The organism is Streptomyces sp. NPDC101178, assembly GCF_044767965.1.
Lineage (GTDB): Bacteria > Actinomycetota > Actinomycetes > Streptomycetales > Streptomycetaceae > Streptomyces.
In genome coordinates this window covers 250,868-272,716 of the sequence record NZ_JBIWOZ010000002.1, presented here as the reverse complement: position 1 = coordinate 272,716, position 21,849 = coordinate 250,868, and the positions used below count along the sequence as shown (strand labels likewise).

Annotated in this window: 22 protein-coding genes; 18 read left to right on the top strand and 4 right to left on the bottom strand. The window is 71.9% G+C overall.

The window, feature by feature from the left end; genetic code table 11:
* Position 1 precedes the first annotated feature (1 nt).
* From ACIRR8_RS05370 to ACIRR8_RS05350, 5 genes are all read left to right on the top strand, one after another.
* The gene (locus ACIRR8_RS05370) at positions 2-964 is read left to right on the top strand and encodes an ABC transporter permease (RefSeq protein ID WP_404059228.1); all 963 of its coding nucleotides are present in this window, start codon (positions 2-4) and stop codon (positions 962-964) included.
* Between the two features lie 6 nt (positions 965-970).
* The gene (locus ACIRR8_RS05365) at positions 971-1,963 is read left to right on the top strand and encodes an ABC transporter ATP-binding protein (RefSeq protein WP_404059226.1); all 993 of its coding nucleotides are present in this window, start codon (positions 971-973) and stop codon (positions 1,961-1,963) included.
* Positions 1,960-3,120, top strand: a complete 1,161-nt coding sequence (locus ACIRR8_RS05360; protein ID WP_404059223.1) for an ABC transporter ATP-binding protein — start codon at positions 1,960-1,962, stop codon at positions 3,118-3,120. The genes ACIRR8_RS05365 and ACIRR8_RS05360 overlap by 4 nt, the downstream gene beginning before the upstream one ends.
* 18 nt (positions 3,121-3,138) lie before the next feature.
* Positions 3,139-3,798 (top strand): trimeric intracellular cation channel family protein, encoded by a 660-nt coding sequence (locus ACIRR8_RS05355; RefSeq protein WP_404059221.1) that lies wholly within the window; start codon positions 3,139-3,141, stop codon positions 3,796-3,798.
* 63 nt (positions 3,799-3,861) lie between these two features.
* Positions 3,862-4,734, top strand: a complete 873-nt coding sequence (locus ACIRR8_RS05350) for a thioesterase family protein (protein ID WP_404059218.1) — start codon at positions 3,862-3,864, stop codon at positions 4,732-4,734.
* A 90-nt stretch (positions 4,735-4,824) separates the two neighbouring features.
* On the opposite strand, the gene ACIRR8_RS05345 is transcribed toward ACIRR8_RS05350, so the two are convergent.
* Positions 4,825-5,487 carry a TetR family transcriptional regulator gene (locus tag ACIRR8_RS05345; RefSeq protein WP_404059215.1) on the bottom strand — a complete coding sequence of 221 codons (663 nt, stop codon included), beginning with the start codon at positions 5,485-5,487 and terminating at the stop codon, positions 4,825-4,827.
* A 122-nt stretch (positions 5,488-5,609) separates the two neighbouring features.
* Between ACIRR8_RS05345 and ACIRR8_RS05340 the strand changes: the two genes are divergently transcribed.
* The 3 genes from ACIRR8_RS05340 (at position 5,610) to ACIRR8_RS05330 (ending at position 7,403) form a co-directional block, all read left to right on the top strand.
* Positions 5,610-5,756 (top strand): hypothetical protein, encoded by a 147-nt coding sequence (locus ACIRR8_RS05340; protein WP_404059212.1) that lies wholly within the window; start codon positions 5,610-5,612, stop codon positions 5,754-5,756.
* 72 nt (positions 5,757-5,828) lie between these two features.
* A complete protein-coding gene (locus ACIRR8_RS05335; protein WP_404059209.1) occupies positions 5,829-6,170 on the top strand; it encodes a hypothetical protein in 342 nt (113 codons plus the stop codon).
* 63 nt (positions 6,171-6,233) lie between these two features.
* On the top strand, positions 6,234-7,403 hold the full coding sequence (locus ACIRR8_RS05330; RefSeq protein WP_404059206.1) for a cysteine desulfurase family protein: 1,170 nt from the start codon (positions 6,234-6,236) through the stop codon (positions 7,401-7,403).
* A 9-nt stretch (positions 7,404-7,412) separates the two neighbouring features.
* On the opposite strand, the gene ACIRR8_RS05325 is transcribed toward ACIRR8_RS05330, so the two are convergent.
* On the bottom strand, positions 7,413-8,150 hold the full coding sequence (locus ACIRR8_RS05325) for an N-acetylmuramoyl-L-alanine amidase (protein ID WP_404059203.1): 738 nt from the start codon (positions 8,148-8,150) through the stop codon (positions 7,413-7,415).
* A gap of 61 nt (positions 8,151-8,211) precedes the next feature.
* Between ACIRR8_RS05325 and mnmA the strand changes: the two genes are divergently transcribed.
* On the top strand, positions 8,212-9,348 hold the full coding sequence (gene mnmA / locus ACIRR8_RS05320; RefSeq protein ID WP_404059200.1) for a tRNA 2-thiouridine(34) synthase MnmA: 1,137 nt from the start codon (positions 8,212-8,214) through the stop codon (positions 9,346-9,348).
* 10 nt (positions 9,349-9,358) lie between these two features.
* On the opposite strand, the gene ACIRR8_RS05315 is transcribed toward mnmA, so the two are convergent.
* Both ACIRR8_RS05315 and ACIRR8_RS05310 read right to left on the bottom strand, forming a co-directional pair.
* Positions 9,359-10,156 carry an alpha/beta fold hydrolase gene (locus ACIRR8_RS05315; RefSeq protein ID WP_404059197.1) on the bottom strand — a complete coding sequence of 266 codons (798 nt, stop codon included), beginning with the start codon at positions 10,154-10,156 and terminating at the stop codon, positions 9,359-9,361.
* Between the two features lie 74 nt (positions 10,157-10,230).
* On the bottom strand, positions 10,231-10,566 hold the full coding sequence (locus ACIRR8_RS05310; protein ID WP_404059194.1) for a DUF427 domain-containing protein: 336 nt from the start codon (positions 10,564-10,566) through the stop codon (positions 10,231-10,233).
* Between the two features lie 115 nt (positions 10,567-10,681).
* On the opposite strand from ACIRR8_RS05310, the gene ACIRR8_RS05305 reads away from it, so the two are divergent.
* The 9 genes from ACIRR8_RS05305 to gatB all read left to right on the top strand — a co-directional run bounded on the left by ACIRR8_RS05305 (position 10,682) and on the right by gatB (position 21,800).
* On the top strand, positions 10,682-11,221 hold the full coding sequence (locus tag ACIRR8_RS05305) for a TIGR00730 family Rossman fold protein (RefSeq protein ID WP_404059192.1): 540 nt from the start codon (positions 10,682-10,684) through the stop codon (positions 11,219-11,221).
* A 99-nt stretch (positions 11,222-11,320) separates the two neighbouring features.
* The gene (locus ACIRR8_RS05300) at positions 11,321-12,010 is read left to right on the top strand and encodes an SDR family oxidoreductase (RefSeq protein WP_404059190.1); all 690 of its coding nucleotides are present in this window, start codon (positions 11,321-11,323) and stop codon (positions 12,008-12,010) included.
* A 91-nt stretch (positions 12,011-12,101) separates the two neighbouring features.
* The gene (locus ACIRR8_RS05295) at positions 12,102-13,130 is read left to right on the top strand and encodes a methionine synthase (protein ID WP_404059187.1); all 1,029 of its coding nucleotides are present in this window, start codon (positions 12,102-12,104) and stop codon (positions 13,128-13,130) included.
* Between the two features lie 32 nt (positions 13,131-13,162).
* The gene (gene ligA, locus ACIRR8_RS05290; protein ID WP_404059184.1) at positions 13,163-15,391 is read left to right on the top strand and encodes an NAD-dependent DNA ligase LigA; all 2,229 of its coding nucleotides are present in this window, start codon (positions 13,163-13,165) and stop codon (positions 15,389-15,391) included.
* A 379-nt stretch (positions 15,392-15,770) separates the two neighbouring features.
* Positions 15,771-17,918, top strand: coding sequence for a putative bifunctional diguanylate cyclase/phosphodiesterase (locus ACIRR8_RS05285; RefSeq protein ID WP_404059182.1), 2,148 nt, complete (start codon positions 15,771-15,773; stop codon positions 17,916-17,918).
* Positions 17,919-18,239: 321 nt separating this feature from the next.
* Positions 18,240-18,536 (top strand): Asp-tRNA(Asn)/Glu-tRNA(Gln) amidotransferase subunit GatC, encoded by a 297-nt coding sequence (gene gatC / locus ACIRR8_RS05280; protein WP_015036350.1) that lies wholly within the window; start codon positions 18,240-18,242, stop codon positions 18,534-18,536.
* A gap of 5 nt (positions 18,537-18,541) precedes the next feature.
* Positions 18,542-20,035: an Asp-tRNA(Asn)/Glu-tRNA(Gln) amidotransferase subunit GatA gene (gene gatA, locus ACIRR8_RS05275; protein ID WP_355875839.1), complete on the top strand. Its 1,494-nt coding sequence runs from the start codon at positions 18,542-18,544 to the stop codon at positions 20,033-20,035.
* 5 nt (positions 20,036-20,040) lie between these two features.
* Positions 20,041-20,274 carry a hypothetical protein gene (locus ACIRR8_RS05270; RefSeq protein ID WP_326707662.1) on the top strand — a complete coding sequence of 78 codons (234 nt, stop codon included), beginning with the start codon at positions 20,041-20,043 and terminating at the stop codon, positions 20,272-20,274.
* Between the two features lie 17 nt (positions 20,275-20,291).
* Positions 20,292-21,800, top strand: a complete 1,509-nt coding sequence (gene gatB / locus ACIRR8_RS05265; protein WP_404059179.1) for an Asp-tRNA(Asn)/Glu-tRNA(Gln) amidotransferase subunit GatB — start codon at positions 20,292-20,294, stop codon at positions 21,798-21,800.
* The last annotated feature ends 49 nt before the right edge of the window (positions 21,801-21,849 follow it).

Sequence of the window (21,849 nt, the reverse complement as noted above, 5' to 3'; positions counted from 1 at the left end):
CGTGACGCTTCTGACCAACAAAGCAGACAAGATCGACCGTCTCGCCGAGCTCACCCAGAGCTCCGAGTCCGTCGCCGGCACCAGCCTCTGGCGCGAGGCGTTCCGCCGGATGCGCTCCAGCAAGATGGCGATCATCGGAGCGGCGATCATCGCCGCCTTCATCGTCGTCGCCATCGTCGGCCCGATGCTCGCGCCGCACGGCCCCACCGCGCAGAACTGGCGCAGCGAGGTCTTCCCCAACCAGGGCAAGTTCGTCGGCATGCGCGGCGAGAACTGGTTCGGCCTCGACCACCTCGGCCGCGACATGTTCTCGCGCTGGCTCGTCGGCGCCCGGCAGACCCTCCTCGTCGGTGTGGTCTCCATGCTCATCGGCCTGATCATCGGCGCCGCGGTCGGCATCCTCTCCGGCGCCGCCGCCACGCTCGGCGGCAAGGTCGGCCGACGCGTCGACACCGTGGTGATGCGCTTCACCGACATCATGCTGTCGCTGCCGTCCCTGCTCCTGGCCGTCTCCATCGCCGCGGTCCTCGGACAGTCGCTGACCACCGTGATGATCGCCGTCGGTGTCGTCCAGATCCCCATCTTCGCCCGCCTGCTGCGCGGTTCGATGCTGGTGCAGGGCGGCGCGGACTATGTGCTCGCCGCCAAGGCGGTCGGTATCCGCCGCAAGCGGATCGTGCTGACCCAGATCCTGCCGAACTCGCTGAGCCCGGTGATCGTCCAGGCGACGCTCAGCCTCGCCACCGCGATCATCGAGGCGGCGGCCCTCTCCTACCTGGGGCTCGGCAACCCGGACCCGGCCGTTCCCGAGTGGGGCGTGATGCTCTCGCAGGCGCAGCGCTTCTTCGACAACGAGCCGATGATGGCCGCCTATCCGGCCATCGGGATCATCATCACGGCACTCGGCTTCACCTTGCTCGGCGAGTCCATGCGGGAAGCCCTCGACCCGAAGTTGCGAGGCTGACGTCCCATGCCACTGCTCTCAGTTGAAGAACTCAGCGTCACCTTCACCGCGCGCGGCCGCAAGGACGCCACCGCCGTGGACGGCGTCTCCTTCGACGTCGACCAGGGCCAGGTCGTCGGCCTGGTGGGGGAGTCGGGGTGCGGCAAGTCCGTCACCTCGCTCGCCCTGATGGGGCTGCTGCCGCGCAAGGGTGTACGGATCGGCGGACGGGCCGAGTTCGACGGCCGGGACCTGCTGACCATCGGCGAGCGCAAGCTCCGCGACATGCGCGGCAGCCAGCTGGCGATGATCTTCCAGGACCCGCTCTCCTCGCTGAACCCGGTCGTCCCCATCGGCATCCAGGTCACCGAGATCCTCCAGCGCCACCGCGGCCTCAAGGGCGAGAAGGCCCGCAAGGAGGCGGCGTCGCTGCTCGACCGGGTCGGCATCCCCGACCCGGACCGGCGGCTCAAGGAGTACCCGCACCAGCTCTCCGGCGGAATGCGCCAGCGTGCGCTGATCGCCATGGCGGTGGCCTGCGCGCCCCGACTGCTGATCGCGGACGAGCCGACCACCGCGCTCGACGTGACCATCCAGGCGCAGATCCTGGAGCTGCTCAAGGAACTGGTCGACCAGGAGGGCACCGCCCTGCTGATGATCACCCACGACCTCGGTGTGGTGGCAGGCCTCTGCGACGAGGTCAACGTCCTCTACGCGGGCCGGGCCGTGGAGTCGGCGGGCCGTCGAGAGCTGTTCGCCCACCCGACCCACCCGTACGCGCACGGCCTGCTCGGCTCCATCCCGCGCCTGGACGCACCGCGCGGCGAGCCGCTCAACCCGATCCGCGGCTCCATCAACGACAAGATCGCCTGGGCCGACGGCTGTGCCTTCGCACCCCGGTGCGACCACTACACGATGGAGTGCCTCACCGGCACCCCCGAACTGACCGAACCACGCGCGGCCGGACACCAGGTCCGCTGCGTCAACCCGGTCCTGCCCAAGGCGGAGGTCCCGGCATGAGCCTGCTCGAACTGGACGGCGTGAAAGTCCACTTCCCGGTCAAGAAGGGCCTCTTCTTCGACCGTACGGTGGGCCATGTCTACGCCGTCGACGGCGTCTCGCTCAGCGTGGAGGCCGGCCAGACGTACGGTCTGGTCGGCGAGTCCGGGTGCGGCAAGACGACGCTCGGCCGCGCGGTGCTGCGGCTGAACGACATCACCGACGGGGCGGTCGTCTTCGACGGCACCGACCTCGCGCAGCTGCCGGACGAGAAGATGCGGACCTTCCGCCGCCGCCTCCAGATGGTCTTCCAGGACCCGCTGGGCAGCCTCAACCCGCGGCAGAACATCGAGTCGATCCTCGCCGAGGGCATGGCCGCCCACAACATCGGCAAGGACCAGGCGGAGCGCCGGGAGAAGATCAAGGAGATCCTCGCCAAGGTCGGCCTCCCGGCCAACGCGATGTCCCGCTACCCGCACGAGTTCTCCGGCGGTCAGCGCCAGCGCATCGGCATCGCCCGCGCGCTGGTCCTGGAGCCGGACGTGATCATCTGCGACGAGCCGGTCTCGGCGCTCGACGTCTCGGTCCAGGCGCAGGTCATCAACCTGCTGGAGGAGCTCCAGGAGTCCCTCGGCCTGACCTACCTGGTCATCGCGCACGACCTCGCCGTGGTCCGGCACATCTCGGACGTCATCGGGGTCATGTACCTGGGCGGGCTGGTCGAGGAGGCGCCGAGCGACGCGCTGTACGCGGGGCCCCGGCACCCGTACACCAAGGCGCTGATGTCGGCCGTCCCGGTGCCGGACCCGGAGGTGGAGGACCGCCGCGAGCGCATCCTGCTCCACGGCGACCTGCCCTCCCCGGCCAACCCGCCGGCCGGCTGCCGCTTCCACACCCGCTGCCCGTGGGTGCAGGAGACCAAGTGCGCGACCGAGCGCCCGCCGCTGCTCGACACCGGCGACGGGCACAAGGTGGCCTGCCACTTCACGGCCGAGATCGAGGCCGGGACGGTGAAGCAGACCCTGGCCACCGGCATCGAGGCGGTCGTCGCCACGAAGGCGGTGGCGGCCGAGGCGGTGGAGGTGTCGGAGGGGGATACTCCGCAGGAGGCCCCGAAGGTGCCGGGCCAGGCCGACGCGCCTGTCGCCGTGTCCGCGAAGGACGGAGCCGCCGAGTAGGACCGGCACAATTGCCCGGTGCTCACCGAACTGTTCACGCCCTCCGTCCAGCATGCGCTCGATCTCGTCGGGATCTTCGTCTTCGCGATCTCGGGCGCGCTGCTCGCCGTACGCAAGAACTTCGATGTCTTCGGCATCGCGGTCCTCGCCGAGGTGACAGCGCTGGGCGGAGGGCTGTTCCGTGATGTGATGATCGGCGCGATCCCGCCCGCCGCCTTCACCGACCTCGGCTACTTCATCACCCCGCTCTTCGCCGCCGGACTGGTCTTCTTCCTCCACCCGCACGTGGAGCGCATCCAGGTCGGCGTCAACGTCTTCGACGCGGCGGGGCTCGGCCTGTTCTGCGTGACCGGCACGGTCAAGGCGTACGAGTACGGCCTCGGGCTCACGGCCTCGGCGGCGCTCGGGCTGGCCACGGCGGTCGGCGGCGGTGTGCTGCGGGACGTGCTGGCCAACGAGGTGCCGTCGCTGCTGCGCTGGGACCGCGACCTGTACGCGGTGCCCGCGATCGTCGGCGCCACCATGGTCGTCCTCTGCATCCGCTTCGACACCCTCAACGCTCTGACCAGCGGCTTGGCGGTGATCGCCGCCTTCACTCTGCGCCTGCTGGCCCTGCGCTTCCACTGGCGTGCGCCGCGTGCGTACAACCGGTCCTCGGCGCGGGCGGAAGAGGTCTAGACGCGGGATTGAGCGACCCAAAAAGCTACCGCTCAGTAACGCTATCCGTGTACCGTGCATGCCATGGCACAGGCAGCGACAGAGGCGGCGGCGCAGACCGCTCCGGCAACCATCGGTGACAGCGAGTTCGACCGCGACACCGCGGTCACCCTGCGCGAGGAGGGCGTCTACGACGCGGAACTCTCCGCGGGCTGGACCATCATCCACGCCGTCAACGGCGGCTACCTGCTGGCACTCCTGGGCCGCGCGCTGGGCGAGGCGCTGCCGCACTCGGACCCGTTCTCGGTCTCCGCGCACTACCTCACCGCCTCCGTCCCCGGCCCCGCGGTGATCCGGACGCAGACCGTCCGCACCGGCCGCACCCTCTCCACCGGACAGGCCTCGCTCTTCCAGTACGCCGAGGACGGCAGCGAGATCGAGCGCATCCGGGTCCTCGCCACCTACGGCGACCTGGACGCGCTTCCCGACGACGTACGCACCACCGCCCTGCCGCCCGCCATGCCGGACCGGGACCACTGCCTCGGCCCGAGCGACGGCGCGCCCAAGATCCCCGGCAGCTCGGCCATCACGGACCGGCTCGACATCAAGCTCGATCCGGCGACCGTCGGCTGGGCGGTCGGCGCGCCGTCCGGCAAGGGCGAGATGCGCGGCTGGTTCGGCCTCGCGGACGGCCGCGACCCGGACCCGCTCTCGCTGCTGCTCACCGTGGACGCCCTGCCGCCGACCTCGTTCGAGCTGGGGCTGACCGGCTGGACCCCCACGGTCGAGCTGACCACCCACATCCGCTGCCGCCCGGCCCCGGGCCTGCTGCGCGTCTCCATCACCACCCGCAACCTCGCCGGCGGCTTCCTGGAGGAGGACGCGGAGGTCTGGGACAGCGCCGACCGCCTCGTCGCCCAGTCCCGCCAGCTGGCGAAGGCGCCGCGCGCGGAGTAGCCCGCACGCGGGTAGGGCGTGCGGTCCGTACGCGGTGGGGCGACGCGTACGGGAGCGGCTCGCGTACGCGTACGGGGGCGCCGCGGCCGTTCAGTCCCGGGGCGCCTCGTCGCGTTCCGGGTCCCGGCCGGGCGCCTCGTCCAGCCAGTGCGCGCGGCCGATCGAGACCAGCCGCAGCCGCCGCCGGGCCCGCCGGACCACGGCCCGCTCGTTCTCGGGACCCGCTTCCAGGAGCGCCGACGCGGTCATCACCATGTGGTCCACGTAGAACCCGCCCAGCATCAGCAGATCCTCCTCGCTCCACCCGGCCGACCCCGGCTCCACCTGGAGCGCGCACGCCACCTCCTCCGCGAACCGGAACAGCTGCGCCGCGATGGCCTCGCGCACCGGTTCCACCCCGCCGTGCTGCTCGCGCGCGATGAACCGGAAGTGCGCGGGCTGCGCGCCGACGTGCCGCGCTATCACCTCCACGCTGCGGTCCAGCCGCTCCTCGCTGTCGCCGGTCTCCATGAGCACCGCGGCGATCAGCCCGTGCAGGCTGCCCAGCGTCTCCTCCACCAGGGCCACACCGAGCGCCGCGGTGTCCGCGAAGTGCCGGTAGAAAGCGGTGGGCGTGACTCCGGCGACCCGGGTGACCTCGCGCAACCCCAGGCTGCTCAGGCTCTGGTGCTCCAGCAGCAGGAGCGCGGCGTCGAGCAGCGCCTGGCGGGTCTTCAGCTTCTGGGTCTGGCGGATTCCGGCGGTGTGACTCATGCCATTGAGTAAACAACCGTTCTCCGAGTCAAGGAAGGGGTCGGAGGTTTAGGCTGGAAGGTCAGTGAACACTCGTACTCCGAACGGCTTTCGTCTTCGTCGTCGTACAGAGAGGTCCCGCCGTGCTCGTCCTCGTCGCCGCGCTGCTGCTCCTGGGCATCGCCCTCGGAGCGGTCGCCCATCTCCCGCTTCCGGTCTCCCTGGCCGCCGCGACGGTGATCGGCTGCTGGCTGCTGATCTTCGCCGTACGGGAACGCCGCACCCGCTGACCGGCACCCGCTGACCCGCACCGGCGTCTGTCGCGCCCGCCGTACCCGGACCGATCCGAAGGAGCTCGCACGATGGCCCTCACCCTCACCGACCGCGCCCGCCGTACGGACGACGTCACCGGCCAGGCCGCACCGGAGGCGGCCTCCGCCCCGGCCTCCGCCTCGCGCCGGGCCGCAGGCCGCGAGGCGGACGGTCTCGCCGTCGCCTCCTTCGTCCTCGGTCTCGTCGGCCTGCTGGCGTTCAACCTGCTGCTCGGTCCCACCGCGATCGTGATGGCGCTGCTCTCCCTGGCCCGCCGCACCCGCCGCCCCGGCCGGGCCTGCCTCGGCCTCGCACTCGGCGTCGCCGACCTCGTCGTGCTGGCCGTCCTCGTCACCGTCAACGGCACGGCGGCCTGGAACTTGGGCGGCTGACGCGGGTGGTCCCGGACGCGCCCGCCATGCGCCCCGCCCCGGGCTCGTAGAATCGGCCCCACCATGGCCTACCTCGACCACGCAGCGACCACGCCGATGCTTCCCGAAGCGATCGAGGCGATGACCGCCCAGCTCTCCGTCACCGGCAACGCGTCCTCCCTGCACGCGGCCGGACGCAGGGCCCGCCGCACCGTCGAGGAGTCCAGAGAAACGCTCGCCGACGCCCTCGGCGCACGCCCCAGCGAGGTGGTGTTCACCTCCGGCGGCACGGAGGCAGACAACCTCGCCGTCAAGGGCCTGTACTGGTCCCGCCGCGACGCCGATCCGCGCCGCACCCGGGTCCTCTCCGGCCCCGTCGAGCACCACGCCGTCCTGGACGCCGTCGACTGGCTCGCCGAGCACGAGGGCGCGACCGTCGACCACCTCCCGGTCGACCGCTACGGCCGGGTCCACCCCGAGGACCTCCGCGCGGCGATCCTCCGCAACCCCGACGACGTCGCGATGATCACCGTGATGTGGGCCAACAACGAGATCGGCACGATCATGCCGGTACGGGAACTGGCTTCGGTGGCCGCCGAGTTCGGGATCCCGATGCATGCCGACGCGGTGCAGGCCTTCGGCCAGCTTGAGGTCGGCTTCGCCGCCTCCGGACTGGCCGCGATGACGGTCAGCGGCCACAAGATCGGCGGTCCGTTCGGCATCGGCGCGCTGCTGCTGGGCCGCGACCACACCCCCGTACCCGTGCTGCACGGAGGCGGCCAGGAGCGGCACGTGCGCTCGGGCACCCTGGACGTGCCCGCCGTCGCCTCCTTCGCCGTGGCCGGCCGGCTGGCCGCCGAGGGGCGCGAGCACTTCGCCCGGCGCGTGGGCGGGCTGCGGGACGACCTGGTGGCCGCCGTGCGCCATGCCGTCCCGGACGCCGTCCTCGGCGGCGATCCGGACCCGGCCGGACGGCTCCCGGCCAACGCGCACTTCAGCTTCCCCGGATGCGAAGGCGACTCCCTGCTGCTCCTCCTGGACGCCCAGGGCATCGAGTGCTCCACCGGCTCCGCCTGCACCGCCGGGATCGCCCAGCCCAGCCACGTACTCCTGGCCACCGGCACCGACCCGGACCTGGCCCGCGGCACGCTGCGCTTCTCGCTCGGCCACACCTCCACCGAGGACGACGTGAAGGCGCTGGCCCAGGCGATCGGCCCGGCGGTGGAGCGGGCGCGGACGGCTGGACTCAGCTGAGAGCGGCTGTTACTCGGCGCGTGCGGCGGAAGGCGACGGCGTCGGCGGTGCCGTCGCCGCCCGCTTCACCAGCTTCAGATACCGGTCCCAGTCCCAGTGCGGCCCGGGGTCGGTGTGGTCGGTGCCCGGCACCTCCACATGGCCGATGATGTGCTCCCGGTCGACGGGTATGTCGTACCGGGCGCAGATCGACGCCGTCAGCCGCGCCGACGATTCGTACATCTCCTTGGTGAGGTCCTTCGGCCGGTCGACGAACCCCTCGTGCTCGATGCCGACGGCCCGCTCGTTGAACGACCGGTTGCCCGCCTGGTACGCCACGTCCAGCTCGCGGATCATCTGCACCACCCGCCCGTCCTGGCCCACGATGTAGTGCGTCGCGGCCCGGTGGGCCGGGTCCTGGAAGACCCGCACCGCGCTGTCGAAGCTGCCCTGCGTGACATGGATGATCACGCGGTCGATCCGGAAGTCGTCCGGGCGGTCCGCCCGCCGCCAGTTCGCCTCGGAGGCCGCGACCCAGGTCGCGCCCGCGTAGTCCAGCTCACCGGCCTTGCGCGGCTTCTCCACGCCGGGCACCCGCCACCAGGCCCGCTTCACCTCGTCGCGCGCGAGCACGGCGACGGTGCCGGCCGCCACCACCGCACCGCCGCCGATCAGCAGCGCGCGCCGGCTGACGCCGTCGGCGGACTTCTTCCGCGACCGTCCGCCCGAGGGCTTGGCCGACGCCCTGGTGCTCCCGTTGTTGCCCATGTGATCACCAACGCATATCCGCGGGCGTTCGGTTCCCGGCGACCCGTACCCTGGAGGGGCTATGACTCAGACTTCCCAGCGCCCCCTGCGTGTCCTCGCCGCGATGTCGGGCGGCGTGGACTCCGCCGTCGCCGCGGCCCGCGCCGCCGAGGCGGGCCACGACGTGACCGGTGTCCACCTCGCCCTCTCCGCGAACCCCCAGTCCTTCCGGACCGGGGCGCGCGGCTGTTGCACCATCGAGGACTCCCGGGACGCCCGCCGCGCGGCCGACGTCATCGGTATCCCGTTCTACGTCTGGGACCTCGCGGAACGTTTCCGCGAGGACGTCGTGGAGGACTTCGTCGCGGAGTACGAGGCCGGGCGCACGCCCAACCCCTGCCTGCGCTGCAACGAGAAGATCAAGTTCGCCGCGCTGCTCGACAAGGCTCTCGCCCTCGGCTTCGACGCCGTCTGCACCGGTCACTACGCCACGGTCGTGCTCGCGGAGGACGGCAGCCGCGAGCTGCACCGCGCCTCCGACATGGCCAAGGACCAGAGCTATGTGCTCGGCGTCCTGGACGAGAAGCAGCTCGCCCACGCCATGTTCCCGCTCGGCGACACCCTCACGACCAAGGACGAGATCCGCGCCGAGGCCGAGCGGCGGGGCCTGGCCGTCGCCAAGAAGCCCGACAGCCACGACATCTGCTTCATCGCCGACGGCGACACCCAGGGCTTCCTGGCCGACCGCCTCGGCGGCCCGGCCGAAGGCGACATCCTGGACGAGTCCGGTACGAAGCTGGGCACCCACGACGGCGCGTTCGGCTTCACCATCGGCCAGCGCAAGGGCCTGAGGATCGGCCACCCCGCTCCCGACGGCAAGCCGCGCTACGTGCTCGACATCTCGCCGGTCGACAACACCGTCACCGTAGGTCCGGTCGAGGCTCTCGACGTGACGTCCCTGACCGCGATCAAGCCGCGCTGGTGCGGAACGCCTCCCTCCGGCCCGGGAACGTACACCGCCCAGCTCCGCGCCCACGGCGGCGAGACCGAGGTGACGGCCGAGCTGGTGGACGGCACCGAGCTGAACGTCACCTTCACCGAGCCGGTACGGGGCGTCGCCCCGGGCCAGGCGGTCGTGCTGTACGACGGCAGCCGGGTCGTCGGCTCGGCCACCATCGCGACGACGGTCCGCCGCGAGCGAGTCCCCTCAGGAGGCTGAGGCTCCCGCTTCACGACGCCTGGCGTACGTACGCGTCCCGGGCGAAGAAGTCCGCCAGCACCGGGGCCAGCACCTGCGGCGCCACCTCGCGCAGCTGGCCCGTCAGCGTGCGGTGCCGGGCGCGTGGCAGGGCCTCGGCCAGGGTGCGGGTGGCGGCGCGGGCGCCGGCCGAGCTGAAGCCGCCGCAGACCACCAGCGTGCGGGCGGTGACGGCGGCGAACCGCTCCGCCGGGACCGCCCCGTCGCCCAGCACCGCGTCGTCGTACGCCAGCGTGTGCGCCAGCGCCTCCAGGCCCGGCCACAGGGGCGCGCGCCGCATCCGGGCCACCGTCGCCGCGTCCACGCCCGTCCCGGCCAGGAACAGCTCCACCGCTGCGCCCCGGTCCCCGGCCGCCAGCAGCCGGTGCAGCCGGTCCGTGCGGGCGGCCTTGGCGCGGAGGCCGGAGGCGCCGGGTGTGTAGGGCGGCTCGTACACGGCGAGCAGCTCGACCGGAAGCCCGGCGGCCGCCGCCTCCAGGGCCAGCGCGCCACCGGAGGCCATCCCGAACACGCGCGCGTCGGGCCCGGCCGCCGCCACGACGGCGGCCAGGTCCTCGATCTCCCGGCGCACGCCCTCCGCACCGCTGCCACTGGCGCCGCGCCCCCGGCGGTCGTAGGTGACCACCGTGAAGCGCGGCGCCAGCAGTGCGGCCAGCGGCGCGTCGGTCGCCGCGGTGCTCAGCGCCCCGCCGACCAGCACCAGCGGTGGCCCCTCGCCGCGGCGGCGGCAGGCGATCGGCGTGGCGTCGGCGGAGAGAATCCTGTCCATGCGAGAGGAGACCGGAGCGGGCCGGGAAACTCATCGCTCCGGCGGAAAAAACCTCCCGGGAGGCAGGCCGCGCCTCAGCCGGCCACCGGCTCCGTCCCGTAGAAGCAGAAGTGGTCCTTGACGGCGGCCACTTCGGGCTTCGGGTCCGGGTAGGCCCAGACGAGGTCGGCGGCGCCGGGAATCGACCAGTAGGAGGCGTCGCCCTTGAACGGGCAGTGGGTGGTGGTGTCGGACGGCGTGAGCAGCTCGGTACGGACGTCCTCCGGCGGCAGGTAGTAGCGGTCCGGACAGCCCGTCTCGCGCAGGACGAGGGGGCGGCGGCTCTCGGCCAGCACCTGGCCCTCGTGCACCGCCCTGACGTGGACGGTGACCGGCTCGACGGTGATGTGGTGTCCTCGGGTGGAAGTCATACCCCTCTCAGCGGCGTACGGGCCCGGAATCTTCCCCGCCCGCCCCTGACGGCCGGAATCCGCACCTGACTCACCGGAACGGGGGAGTGCCGGAGGCGGGTCGTACGGTGGCTTTATGAACATCTGCGTCTTCCTCTCCGCCGCCGACCTCGACGACCGCTACACCGTGCCCGCCCGCGAGTTCGCCGAGCTGCTCGGCAGAGGCGGGCACACCCTGGTCTGGGGCGGTTCGGACAGGGGGCTGATGAAGGTCGTCGCGGACGGGGTTCAGGAGGCGGGCGGACGGCTGGTCGGGGTCTCGGTGGAGTTCCTGGCCGCGAGTGCCCGGACGAACGCCGACGAGATGGTGATCGCCCGCGACCTCGCCGAGCGCAAGGCCCTGCTCCTGGAGAAGTCCGACGCCATCGTGATCATGGTGGGCGGGACCGGGACGCTGGACGAGGCCACCGAGATCCTGGAGCTGAAGAAGCACGGCAAGCACACCAAACCGGTCGTCCTCCTCAACACGGCGGGCTTCTACGACGGGCTGCGCGAGCAGTTCCAGCGGATGGAGGACGAGGGGTTCCTGCCGCTGCCGCTGACCGAGCTGGTCTTCTTCGCCAAGGACGGCGTCGGCGCGCTGGCGTACCTGGAGGAGTCCGCCGGGCTGCAGTGATCACGCAGGTCAGGAGGGGGCCGCCGGGCCGCAGTGATCACGCGCGTCCGCAGGAGTCCGCCGGGCTCCGGTGATCGGACCTCCGCCTAGGATCGCCCCATGCCTACCCACCTCATCACCGGCGCCGGTTCCGGCATCGGGGCCGCTGTCGCCCGCCGTCTCCTGGAGCGCGGCGACGACCTCGTCCTGCTCGCCCGTGACGCCGGCCGCGCCAAGGAGTTCGCCGACCGCTACCCGGGCGCGCGGACCCTCGTCGGCGACCTCGGCAACCCCGACCGGCTCTCCTGGGCGTTCGGCCAGCAGCCCATGCCCGAGCGGATCGACACCCTGCTGCACATCGCGGGCGTCGTCGAGCTCGGCACCGTCGGCGAACTGACCCCCAAGGCCTGGCACTTCCAGCTCAACGCCAACCTCATCGCCCCCGCCGAGATCACCCGCCTCCTCATCCCGCAGCTCCGCGCCGCCCAGGGCCACGTCCTCTTCGTGAACTCCGGCGCCGGCCTCAACGCCCACGCCGGCTGGAGCGCGTACGCCGCGAGCAAGCACGGCCTCAAGGCGCTCGCCGACTCGCTGCGCCACGAGGAGCACGGCAGCGGGGTCCGGGTCACCTCCGTCTATCCCGGGCGCACCGCCAGCCCCATGCAGGCCAAGGTGCACCAGCAGGAGGGCAAGGAGTACGACGCGGAGCGCTGGATCGACCCCGAGTCGGTGGCCACCACGATCCTGATGGCGATCGACCTGCCGCGCGACGCCGAGGTCAACGACCTCACGGTCCGCCCGGGTCGCTGAAGCTCTCCGTCCGCCCCGGCCGCTGAAGCCCCTTCGGACCGCTGACGCCCCGCGTACGCGGGGCGTGCGCGGCGGACCGTAGGCTTCCGGCGTGAGCGAGAAGAGCAAGTTGAGCGAGTGCCGGGCGACCGGGGTCGGGTCGATGCCCGGAGGAGACGCGCGGGAGGCGGCGAAGACCGTCACCGGCTCCTTCGCCGACGGCCAGGGCATGCCGTACCTGGCGGAGCTGCCGGCGCGCGGCCCCGGCGCCGACATGATCGGCCGGACCATCGGCATGCTCGTCGAGATGTACGGGCACGTCGAGCCGAGCGGCTGGCGGATCAGCGACCGGCCCGGCCGCGACACCCGCCGCGCCCGCTCCTGGCTCGGCGAGGACCTGGACGCCCTGGAGGAGTTCACCCAGGGATACGAAGGACTGCTGAAGGTCCAGGCCGTCGGCCCGTGGACGCTGGCCGCCGCCCTCGAACTGCGCGGCGGCGAGGCCATGCTCGGCGACGCCGGGGCCTGCCGCGACCTGGCCGGTTCGCTGGCCGAGGGGCTCCGCGCCCACCTCGCCGAGGTGCGCCGCCGGATGCCCGGCGCCGAGGTGGTCCTCCAGCTGGACGAGCCTTCTCTCACCGCCGTCCTGCTGGGCCGGATCCGCTCCGCCAGCGGCTACCGCACCTACCGCGCCGTCGACCGCCAGATCGTCGAGTCGGCGCTGCGGGACGTCCTCGCGGCCACCGGCGAGGACGGCACGGCGATCGTCCACTCCTGCGCCCTCGAGGTTCCCTTCGCGCTGTTGCGCCGGGCCGGGGCGGCCGGAATCTCGTTCGACTTCTCCCTCCTCACGGAGCGTGAGGAAGAGGCGATCGGGGAAGCGGTCGAAGGCGGCACCCAGCTGTTCCTGGGCGTGGTGCCCTCCACCGACGCGGCAACGACGGCATTGTCGGACCCGGGCGGTAGCGTCATGGGAGTCAGGACGCTGTGGAGCAGGCTGGGGCTGAATCCGGGGACTCTCGCCGAGTCCGTCGCGATCACCCCGTCGTGCGGTCTCGCGGGCGCGTCGCCCGCGTACGCCCGCACCGCGCTCGCCCACAGCGCCCGGGCGGCGAGGTCGCTCGCGGACAACCCTGAGTGACGGGGACGACGGGTCAACAGGAGGACGGGACGATGGCGGGCGAAGAGCGGGTGGAACAGGAGAGTTCGGTCCCGGCGGACGCGCGGGAGGAGCACGCGCTGCTGGCGGAGCGGATCGAGGAGCACCGCTTCCGGTATTACGTGAAGGACCAGCCGGTCGTCAGCGACGCCGAGTTCGACCGGCTGCTGCGCTCCCTGGAGGCCCTGGAGGAGGAGCACCCGCCGCTCCGCACCCCGGACTCCCCGACCCAGAAGGTCGCCGGGCCGTACGTCACGGAGTTCACCTCCGTCGAGCACGCCGAGCGGATGCTCTCCCTGGACAACGCCTTCGACGACGAGGAGCTGGCCGCCTGGGCCGAGCGCGTCGCCAGGGACGTCGGCACGCCCGACCACCACTTCCTGTGCGAGCTCAAGGTGGACGGGCTCGCCGTCAACCTCACCTACGAGCACGGCCGGCTGACCCGGGCCGCGACCCGCGGCGACGGCCGCACCGGCGAGGACATCACGCCCAACGTCCGCACGATCGCGGAGATCCCGCACCGGCTGAAGGGCGACGACGTCCCCGCGCTGGTCGAGATCCGCGGCGAGGTCTTCTTCCCGATGGAAGGCTTCGAGGAGCTGAACGCCCGGCTGGTCGCCGCCGACGACAAGCCGTTCGCCAACCCGCGCAACGCGGCGGCCGGTTCGCTGCGCCAGAAGGACCCGAAGGTCACCGCCACCCGCCCGCTCCACATGGTGGTCCACGGCATCGGCGCCCACGAGGGCCTCACACTCGACCGCCTCTCCCAGGCGTATGACCTCCTCCACTCCTGGGGCCTGCCCACCGCCAAGCACAACAAGGTCGTCGACTCCCTCGCAGGCGTAAGGGAGTTCATCGCGTACTTCGGCGAGCACCGGCACTCGGTGGAGCACGAGATCGACGGCGTCGTCGTCAAGCTCGACGAGATCCCGCTCCAGGGACGCCTCGGCTCCACCTCGCGCGCCCCGCGCTGGGCCATCGCCTGGAAGTACGCCCCGGAGGAGGTCAACACCAAGCTCGTCAACATCCGCGTCGGCGTCGGACGCACCGGCCGAGTCACCCCGTACGCCCAGGTCGAGCCGGTCGAAGTGGCCGGCTCCGAGGTCGAGTTCGCCACCCTCCACAACCAGAACGTGGTGAAGGCCAAAGGCGTCCTCATCGGCGACACCGTGGTCCTGCGCAAGGCGGGCGACGTCATCCCGGAGATCCTCGGCCCGGTCGTCGACCTGCGCGACGGCACCGAGAAGCCGTTCGAGATGCCGACGCACTGCCCCGAGTGCGGTACGGAGCTGCGCCCGATGAAGGAGGCCGACATCGACCTCCGCTGCCCCAACGCCCGCACCTGCCCGGCCCAGTTGCGCGAGCGGGTCTTCTACCTCGCCGGGCGCAAGTGCCTGGACATCGACCACTTCGGCTATGTGGCCGCCGCCGCCCTCACCCGGCCCATGGAGCCCGCCGGGCCGGTCCTGCGGGACGAGGGCGACCTGTTCGACCTCACCATCGAACAGCTGCTGCCGATCCGGGCGTACGTCCTGGACCAGGACAGCGGACTGCCCAAGCGCGACCCGAAGACCGGCGAGGAGAAGATCGCCACCGTCTTCGCCAACCAGCAGGGCGAGCCGAAGAAGAACGCGGTGGCCATGCTGGAGGGCATCGCCGCCGCGAAGGAAGCCCCGCTGGCCCGGATCCTCACCGGGCTCTCCATCCGCCACGTCGGACCGGTCGCCGCGCAGGAGCTGGCCCGCCAGTTCCGCTCCATCGACCGCATCGACGAGGCCACCGAGCAGGAGCTGGTCGACGCGGACGGAGTCGGCCCCATCGTCGCCGCCTCCGTCAAGCAGTGGTTCGCCGAGGACTGGCACCGCGAGATCGTACGGAAGTGGCGCGAGGCCGGGGTCCGGATGGCCGACGAGGGCTCGGACGAGGACCAGGGCCCCCGCCCGCTCGAAGGCCTCACCGTCGTCGTCACCGGCACCCTCACCGGCTACACCCGGGACGGCGCGAAGGAGGCGCTGCAGAGCCTCGGGGCGAAGGTCACCGGTTCGGTGTCGAAGAAGACCGGGTTCGTGGTCGTCGGCGACAACCCCGGCTCCAAGTACGACAAGGCCATGCAGCTGAAGGTCCCCGTGCTGGACGAGGCCGGGTTCGCCGTTCTCCTCGAACAGGGCCCCGACGCAGCCCGGGAGGCGGCCCTGCCGGTGCCGGAGCCGGCGGCGGCCGAGCCGGAGGCCGCCGCGGAGTAGCGGTGCGTCCCGCCTCCCGGGCCCCTCGCGACGCGTACGCCACTCCCGGACATCCCCTGTTCGCCGTATCGAGACGACTCCGTGACGCGGCCCCGGCGTGGCGCGCCCCGGGAAGGGAAGAAACGGGGCAGAGGGGCGAAGAAAGGTCGGCCGGACCTCGAACGGCTCATCCACATCACCCGTTCGGCCCATAGCAGAAGGTGACGGGTCGTCGGTTCGCCTTCGGCAAGAGCGGTGGAGCGCTGCCCCTGGAAGCCTTTCGCGGCCTACTGTTGAGAGGTAGCGCCTGCCGCTCCGCGGCCGCCCGTCCGGGGCCGTGGTAGAAGGAGAGCGGGGGCCACCGAGGGACTTCGGCACCGCCGGCTGTGAGAGGGACGGAATGAAACCGACCGAGAGCGCCGCCCCGGTGTCGCGGCTGCAAGGTTTCGTCGGCCTCACGACCCCCGTGGGCGCCGCCGTCATCGCGATCGCCGCGTTACTGCTGGCGGTCGGCTTCTTCCGGACCGTGCAGGACGGCCACGCCCTCTTCCCGGACGGTGCCGCGGGCTGGTCGATCGCCGTCCTCACCGGGATCATCGTCGGCCATCTGGTCGCGCTCGGCCGCGACCGCTGGTGGGGCGGGACCGGCTCCGGCGCCGCCCTCACCCTCGCCGTCCTGCTGCTCTACGGCTGGCTGCCCGCCGGACTGGTCAGCCTGGTCGTCGTGGTCCTCGTCGGGAGCGCCCGCAGACACCGCTGGTGGCAGGGGCTCCTGCACGGCGCGGTGGACATCCTCGGCATCGCGGCGGCGGCGCTCGTGCTGGCCGCGTTCGGTGTGGTGCCGACCGTGGAGCGGCCCTGGCTGCCACTCGACTGGGGCATCGCCGCCGTACCGGAACTGCTCCTGGCGGCGTCCACGTATCTGCTCGTCACCCGGGTCCTGCTCTGGTACGCGGGAGCTCCGCAGAACGGCGGGCTGCCGACCATCGCCCGCACCGCCCTGCTGCGCCAAGGGCTCGTCGCCGTCGCCCTGCTCGGCCTCGCCCCGCTGATCTGCGTCGTCGCGATGTCCATGCCCGTCGTCCTGCCGCTCTTCGCGGTCCCGCTCATCGCCCTGGACTCCACGCTCTGGATCGCCCGCGCCCGCGCCGAGGAGCAGCTGCGCGACCCGCTGACCGGCCTGCCCAACCGCCAGTGGCTGCTGGAGCGGACCTGGTCGGCGCTGGAGGACGCCGAGAGCGTCGGCACCCGGTCGGCGCTGGTCCTGATCGACCTGGACCGCTTCCGTGCCGTCAACGACACCCTCGGCCACCTCGCCGGGGACCGGCTGCTGCTCCAGATAGCGGAACGCCTCCGCCTCGCCCTGCCGCACGGCGCCGAGGCGGCCCGGCTCGGCGGCGACGAGTTCGCCGTACTCCTGCCGCAGGCCGACTCGACCACCAGCGCCCAGCGGGTCGCCCGCCACCTGGTCGCCGAACTGTCCTCGCCGCTCGACCTGGACGGCCTGGTCCTCGTGCTGGAGGCCAGCGCCGGGGTCGCCGTCTACCCGGACCACGCACTGGACGCCGAGGGGCTGCTGCGCCGCGCGGACGTCGCGATGTACCAGGCCAAGCGCGACCGTACGGGCGTGGAGGTGTACGAGTCGAAGCGGGACAGCAACACCCCGGACCGGCTCGGCCTGCTCGGCGATCTGCGCCGGGCGCTGGACGCGGGCGACGTCGAGCTGCACTACCAGCCCAAGGTCCGCTTCGACGGCCAGGTCGCCGGCCTGGAGGCGCTGGTGCGCTGGGTGCACCCGGAGCGCGGCCGGGTCCCCCCGGACGAGTTCATCGCCATCGCGGAGTCCTCCGGGCTGATGCCGCACCTCACGGAGTACGTGCTGGAGACGGCGCTCGCGCAGGTCGCCCGGTGGCGCGCGCAGGGCCTGTTCGTGCCGGTCGCGGTCAACGTCTCCCCGCGCGACGTCCACACCCCCGGCTTCGCGGGCGGGGTCGCCGCCCGGCTCGCGAGGCACGGCGTCCCGGCCTCGGCGCTCCAGCTGGAGATCACCGAGCACGTGCTGCTGGAGGACCCGCAGCGGGCCGCCGACACCCTGGCCGGGCTGACGGCGCACGGCGTGAAGATGTCCCTGGACGACTTCGGTACGGGGTACTCCTCCCTCGTCCATCTGCGCAGGCTCCCGGTGAGCGAGCTGAAGATCGACCGCTCCTTCGTGGCCCGCCTCGCGCTGGACCACGAGGACGGCGAGATCGTCCGCTGCACGATCGACCTGGCGCACTCGCTCGGCCTGGTCGTCGTCGCGGAGGGCGTCGAGGACGACGAGACCTGGGAGCGGCTGCGGGACCTGCGGTGCGACGCGGTGCAGGGCTGGCTGGTGGCGGCCGCGATGCCGCCGCAGGAGACGACGGCCTGGCTCCGGGCGCGCGGCGAGCACGGCTGGCGCCGCCCGGCCGAGCTGGAGGCCCAGGCGGCGGCCGCCGCGAACGGCAAGCCGGAGGGCAAGCAGCACCCTCACGGACGTACGGTCTCGGGCCCGGCGACGGCCTGAGGCACGGCCCGGGCCCGTAGCCGCAAAGCCGGAACCCCGCACCGAAAAGGCCCGAAAGGAGTGGGCCGATCGGGGTGGGGTATCCGCCATGACCGGACCCCATAGGATTGGGGGTCGGTGGCACCTTTCCACCCGCCGCGCGACGCCTGGTACGCACGCTCGCCACGTTGCCGAAACGCCCACGTGGCTCCGCCACGAGGGCGCTCCGGCGCCTTGCGACCGCACGCACCACACGCCGCGCGGCCCGTCCTTCGGACGGACGGGGGAGATGTGTCACCGACCCCCAGCCACAACCACACACCAACCCCTGAGGATCGCTGCATGCCTGGCATCACGCGCGAGGAGGTCGCCCACCTCGCCCGGCTGGCGCGTCTGGAGCTGAAGGGCGAAGAGCTCGATCACTTCGCCGGTCAGCTCGACGACATCATCGGCGCGGTCGCCCGCGTCTCCGAGGTCGCCGACCAAGACGTACCGCCGACCTCCCACCCGCTGCCGCTGACCAACGTCATGCGCGCGGACGAGGTCCGTCCGTCGCTCACCCCCGAGCAGGCGCTCTCCGGCGCCCCGGCCCAGGAGCAGCAGCGTTTCAAGGTGCCGCAGATCCTGGGGGAGGACTAACCGCCATGACGGACATCATCAAGCTCACCGCGGCCGAGATCGCCGCGAAGATCGCCTCCGGCGAGCTGACCGCCGTCGAGGTCACCGAGGCCCACCTGGCCCGGATCGACGCCGTCGACGAGAAGGTCCACGCCTTCCTGCACATCGACCGCGAGGGCGCCCTCGCCCAGGCCCGTGCCGTGGACGCGAAGCGCGAGGCGGGCGAGAAGCTCGGCCCGCTGGCCGGTGTCCCGCTCGCGCTGAAGGACATCTTCACCACCAAGGACATGCCGACCACCGTCGGTTCCAAGATCCTTGAGGGCTGGGTCCCGCCGTACGACGCCACGCTCACGCAGAAGCTGCGCGCCGCCGACGTCGTCATCCTCGGCAAGACCAACATGGACGAGTTCGCCATGGGATCCTCCACCGAGAACAGCGCCTACGGCCCCACCGGCAACCCGTGGGACCTCACCCGCATCCCCGGTGGCTCCGGCGGCGGTTCCTCCGCCGCCCTCGCCTCCTACGAGGCCCCGCTCGCCATCGGCACGGACACCGGCGGCTCCATCCGCCAGCCCGCCGCCGTGACCGGCACGGTCGGCGTCAAGCCCACCTACGGCGGCGTCTCCCGCTACGGCATGGTCGCCTTCTCGTCCTCGCTCGACCAGGGCGGGCCCTGCGCCCGTACGGTCCTGGACGCGGCGCTGCTGCACGAGGCCATCGCCGGGCACGACCCGCTGGACTCGACCTCCATCGACGCCCCGGTCCCGCCGGTCGTCGAGGCCGCCCGCAACGGTTCCGTCCAGGGCATGCGCGTCGGCGTCGTCAAGCAGTTCCGCGGCGAGGGCTACCAGGCCGGCGTCCTCCAGCGCTTCGACGAGTCGGTCGAGCTGCTGAAGTCGCTGGGCGCCGACATCGTCGAGCTGGACTGCCCGTCCTTCGACCTGGCGCTCTCCGCCTACTACCTGATCGCGCCGTCCGAGTGCTCCTCCAACCTGGCCCGCTTCGACGCCATGCGCTACGGCCTGCGGGTCGGCGACGACGGCACGAAGTCGGCCGAGGAGGTCACCGCGCTCACCCGCGAGGCCGGCTTCGGCGACGAGGTCAAGCGCCGCATCATCCTGGGCACGTACGCGCTGAGCTCCGGCTACTACGACGCGTACTACGGCTCGGCCCAGAAGGTCCGCACCCTCATCACCCAGGACTTCGAGAAGGCCTTCGAGCAGGTCGACGTGATCGTCTCGCCGACGACGCCGACCACCGCCTTCCCGATCGGCGAGCGCGCCGACGACCCGATGGCGATGTACCTCGCGGACCTGTGCACCATCCCGACCAACCTGGCAGGCAACTCCGCCATGTCGCTTCCCTGCGGCCTGGCCCCGGAGGACGGCCTGCCGGTCGGGCTGCAGATCATCGCCCCCGCCATGAAGGACGACCGGCTCTACAAGGTCGGATCCGCCGTCGAGGCCGCCTTCGTGGAAAAGTGGGGGCACCCGCTGCTTGAGGAGGCTCCGTCGCTGTGAGTGCCATGGCAAAGAAGGCCAGTAACTTCAAGAAGTCCAAGACCGGGCTGTACGTCGCGCTCGGCAGTACCGCGTTCGGCGCGATCAGCGTCGCCAAGCAGGCGAAGCTCGCCCGCCACGACAACGACGTGCTGCGTCTCGTCGACGCGGCCGTCTCCGCGGCCGCCATCGTCACCGGACTCGCGATCCTCTATCGCGAACTGAAGCGTCTCGGCGACGACGACGTCCTGCTGGGCTGAGAGGGAAAAGTTTCACCGTGACTGTCACTGACCTGGTGTCGTACGAGGACGCGCTCGCGTCCTACGACCCCGTCATGGGCCTCGAAGTCCATGTCGAGCTCGGCACGAAGACGAAGATGTTCTGCGGCTGCTCCACGGAGCTGAAGCAGGACGCCAACTCCCAGACCTGCCCGGTCTGCCTCGGACTGCCCGGCGCGCTGCCGGTCGTCAACGAGATCGGCGTGGAGTCGGCCATCAAGATCGGTCTCGCGCTCAACTGCGAGATCGCCGACTGGTGCCGCTTCGCCCGGAAGAACTACTTCTATCCGGACATGCCGAAGAACTTCCAGACCTCGCAGTACGACGAGCCGATCGCCTTCGACGGCTATCTGGACGTCCAGCTGGAGGACGGCGAGATCTTCCGGGTGCAGATCGAGCGCGCCCACATGGAGGAGGACACCGGCAAGTCGACGCACGTCGGCGGCGCCACCGGCCGTATCCACGGCGCGTCCCACTCCCTGCTCGACTACAACCGGGCCGGCATCCCGCTCATCGAGATCGTCACCAAGCCGATCGAGGGAGCCGGGGCGCGGGCGCCGGAGGTCGCCAAGGCGTACGTCGCCGAGCTGCGCGAGCTGATCAAGGCCCTCGGCGTCTCCGAGGCGCGCATGGAGATGGGCCAGATGCGCTGCGACGTCAACCTGTCGCTGCGGCCCAACGGCACCGAGAAGTTCGGCACCCGCTCCGAGACGAAGAACGTGAACTCGCTGCGTTCCGTCGAGCGGGCCGCGCGCTTCGAGATCCAGCGCCACGCCGCCGTGCTGTCCTCGGGCGGCACGATCGTGCAGGAGACCCGGCACTTCCACGAGGAGGACGGCTCCACCACGGCCGGCCGCATCAAGGACAACGCCGAGGACTACCGCTACTTCCCCGAGCCGGACCTGGTCCCCGTCGCGCCCGCGCGCGACTGGGTCGAGGAGCTGCGCAAGGGCCTCCCCGAGCTGCCCCGGCTGCGCCGGGCGCGGCTCAAGGAGGAGTGGGGCGTCAACGAGCACGACATGCAGTCCATCCTCAACGCGGGCGCGGTCGAGCTGATCGTCGCCACGATCGAGGCGGGCGCTCCGGCGGATCAGGCCCGCAAGTGGTGGATGGGCGAGCTGGCCCGCAACGCCAACGAGACCGGCCGCGGCCTGGACGAGCTGCCGATCAGCCCGGCGCAGGTTGCCCGGGTGGCCGCGCTCGTCGCCAAGGGCGACCTCAACGACAAGCTGGCCCGGCAGGTCATCGAGGGCGTCCTCGCGGGCGAGGGCGACCCGGACACCGTCGTCGAGAAGCGCGGCCTGAAGGTCGTCTCGGACGAGGGCGCGCTGTCCACGGCCGTGGACGAGGCCATCGCGGGCAACGCGGCCATCGCGGACAAGATCCGCGGCGGCAAGGTCGCGGCGGCGGGCGCGCTCGTCGGCGCGGTCATGAAGGCCACCCGCGGCCAGGCGGACGCGGCGCGCGTGCGCGAGCTGATCCTGGAGAAGCTCGGCGTCGAGGGCTGATTCCGGCCGATCACCACTGGGAGGGGCGGTGCACCCGTGACACGGGTGC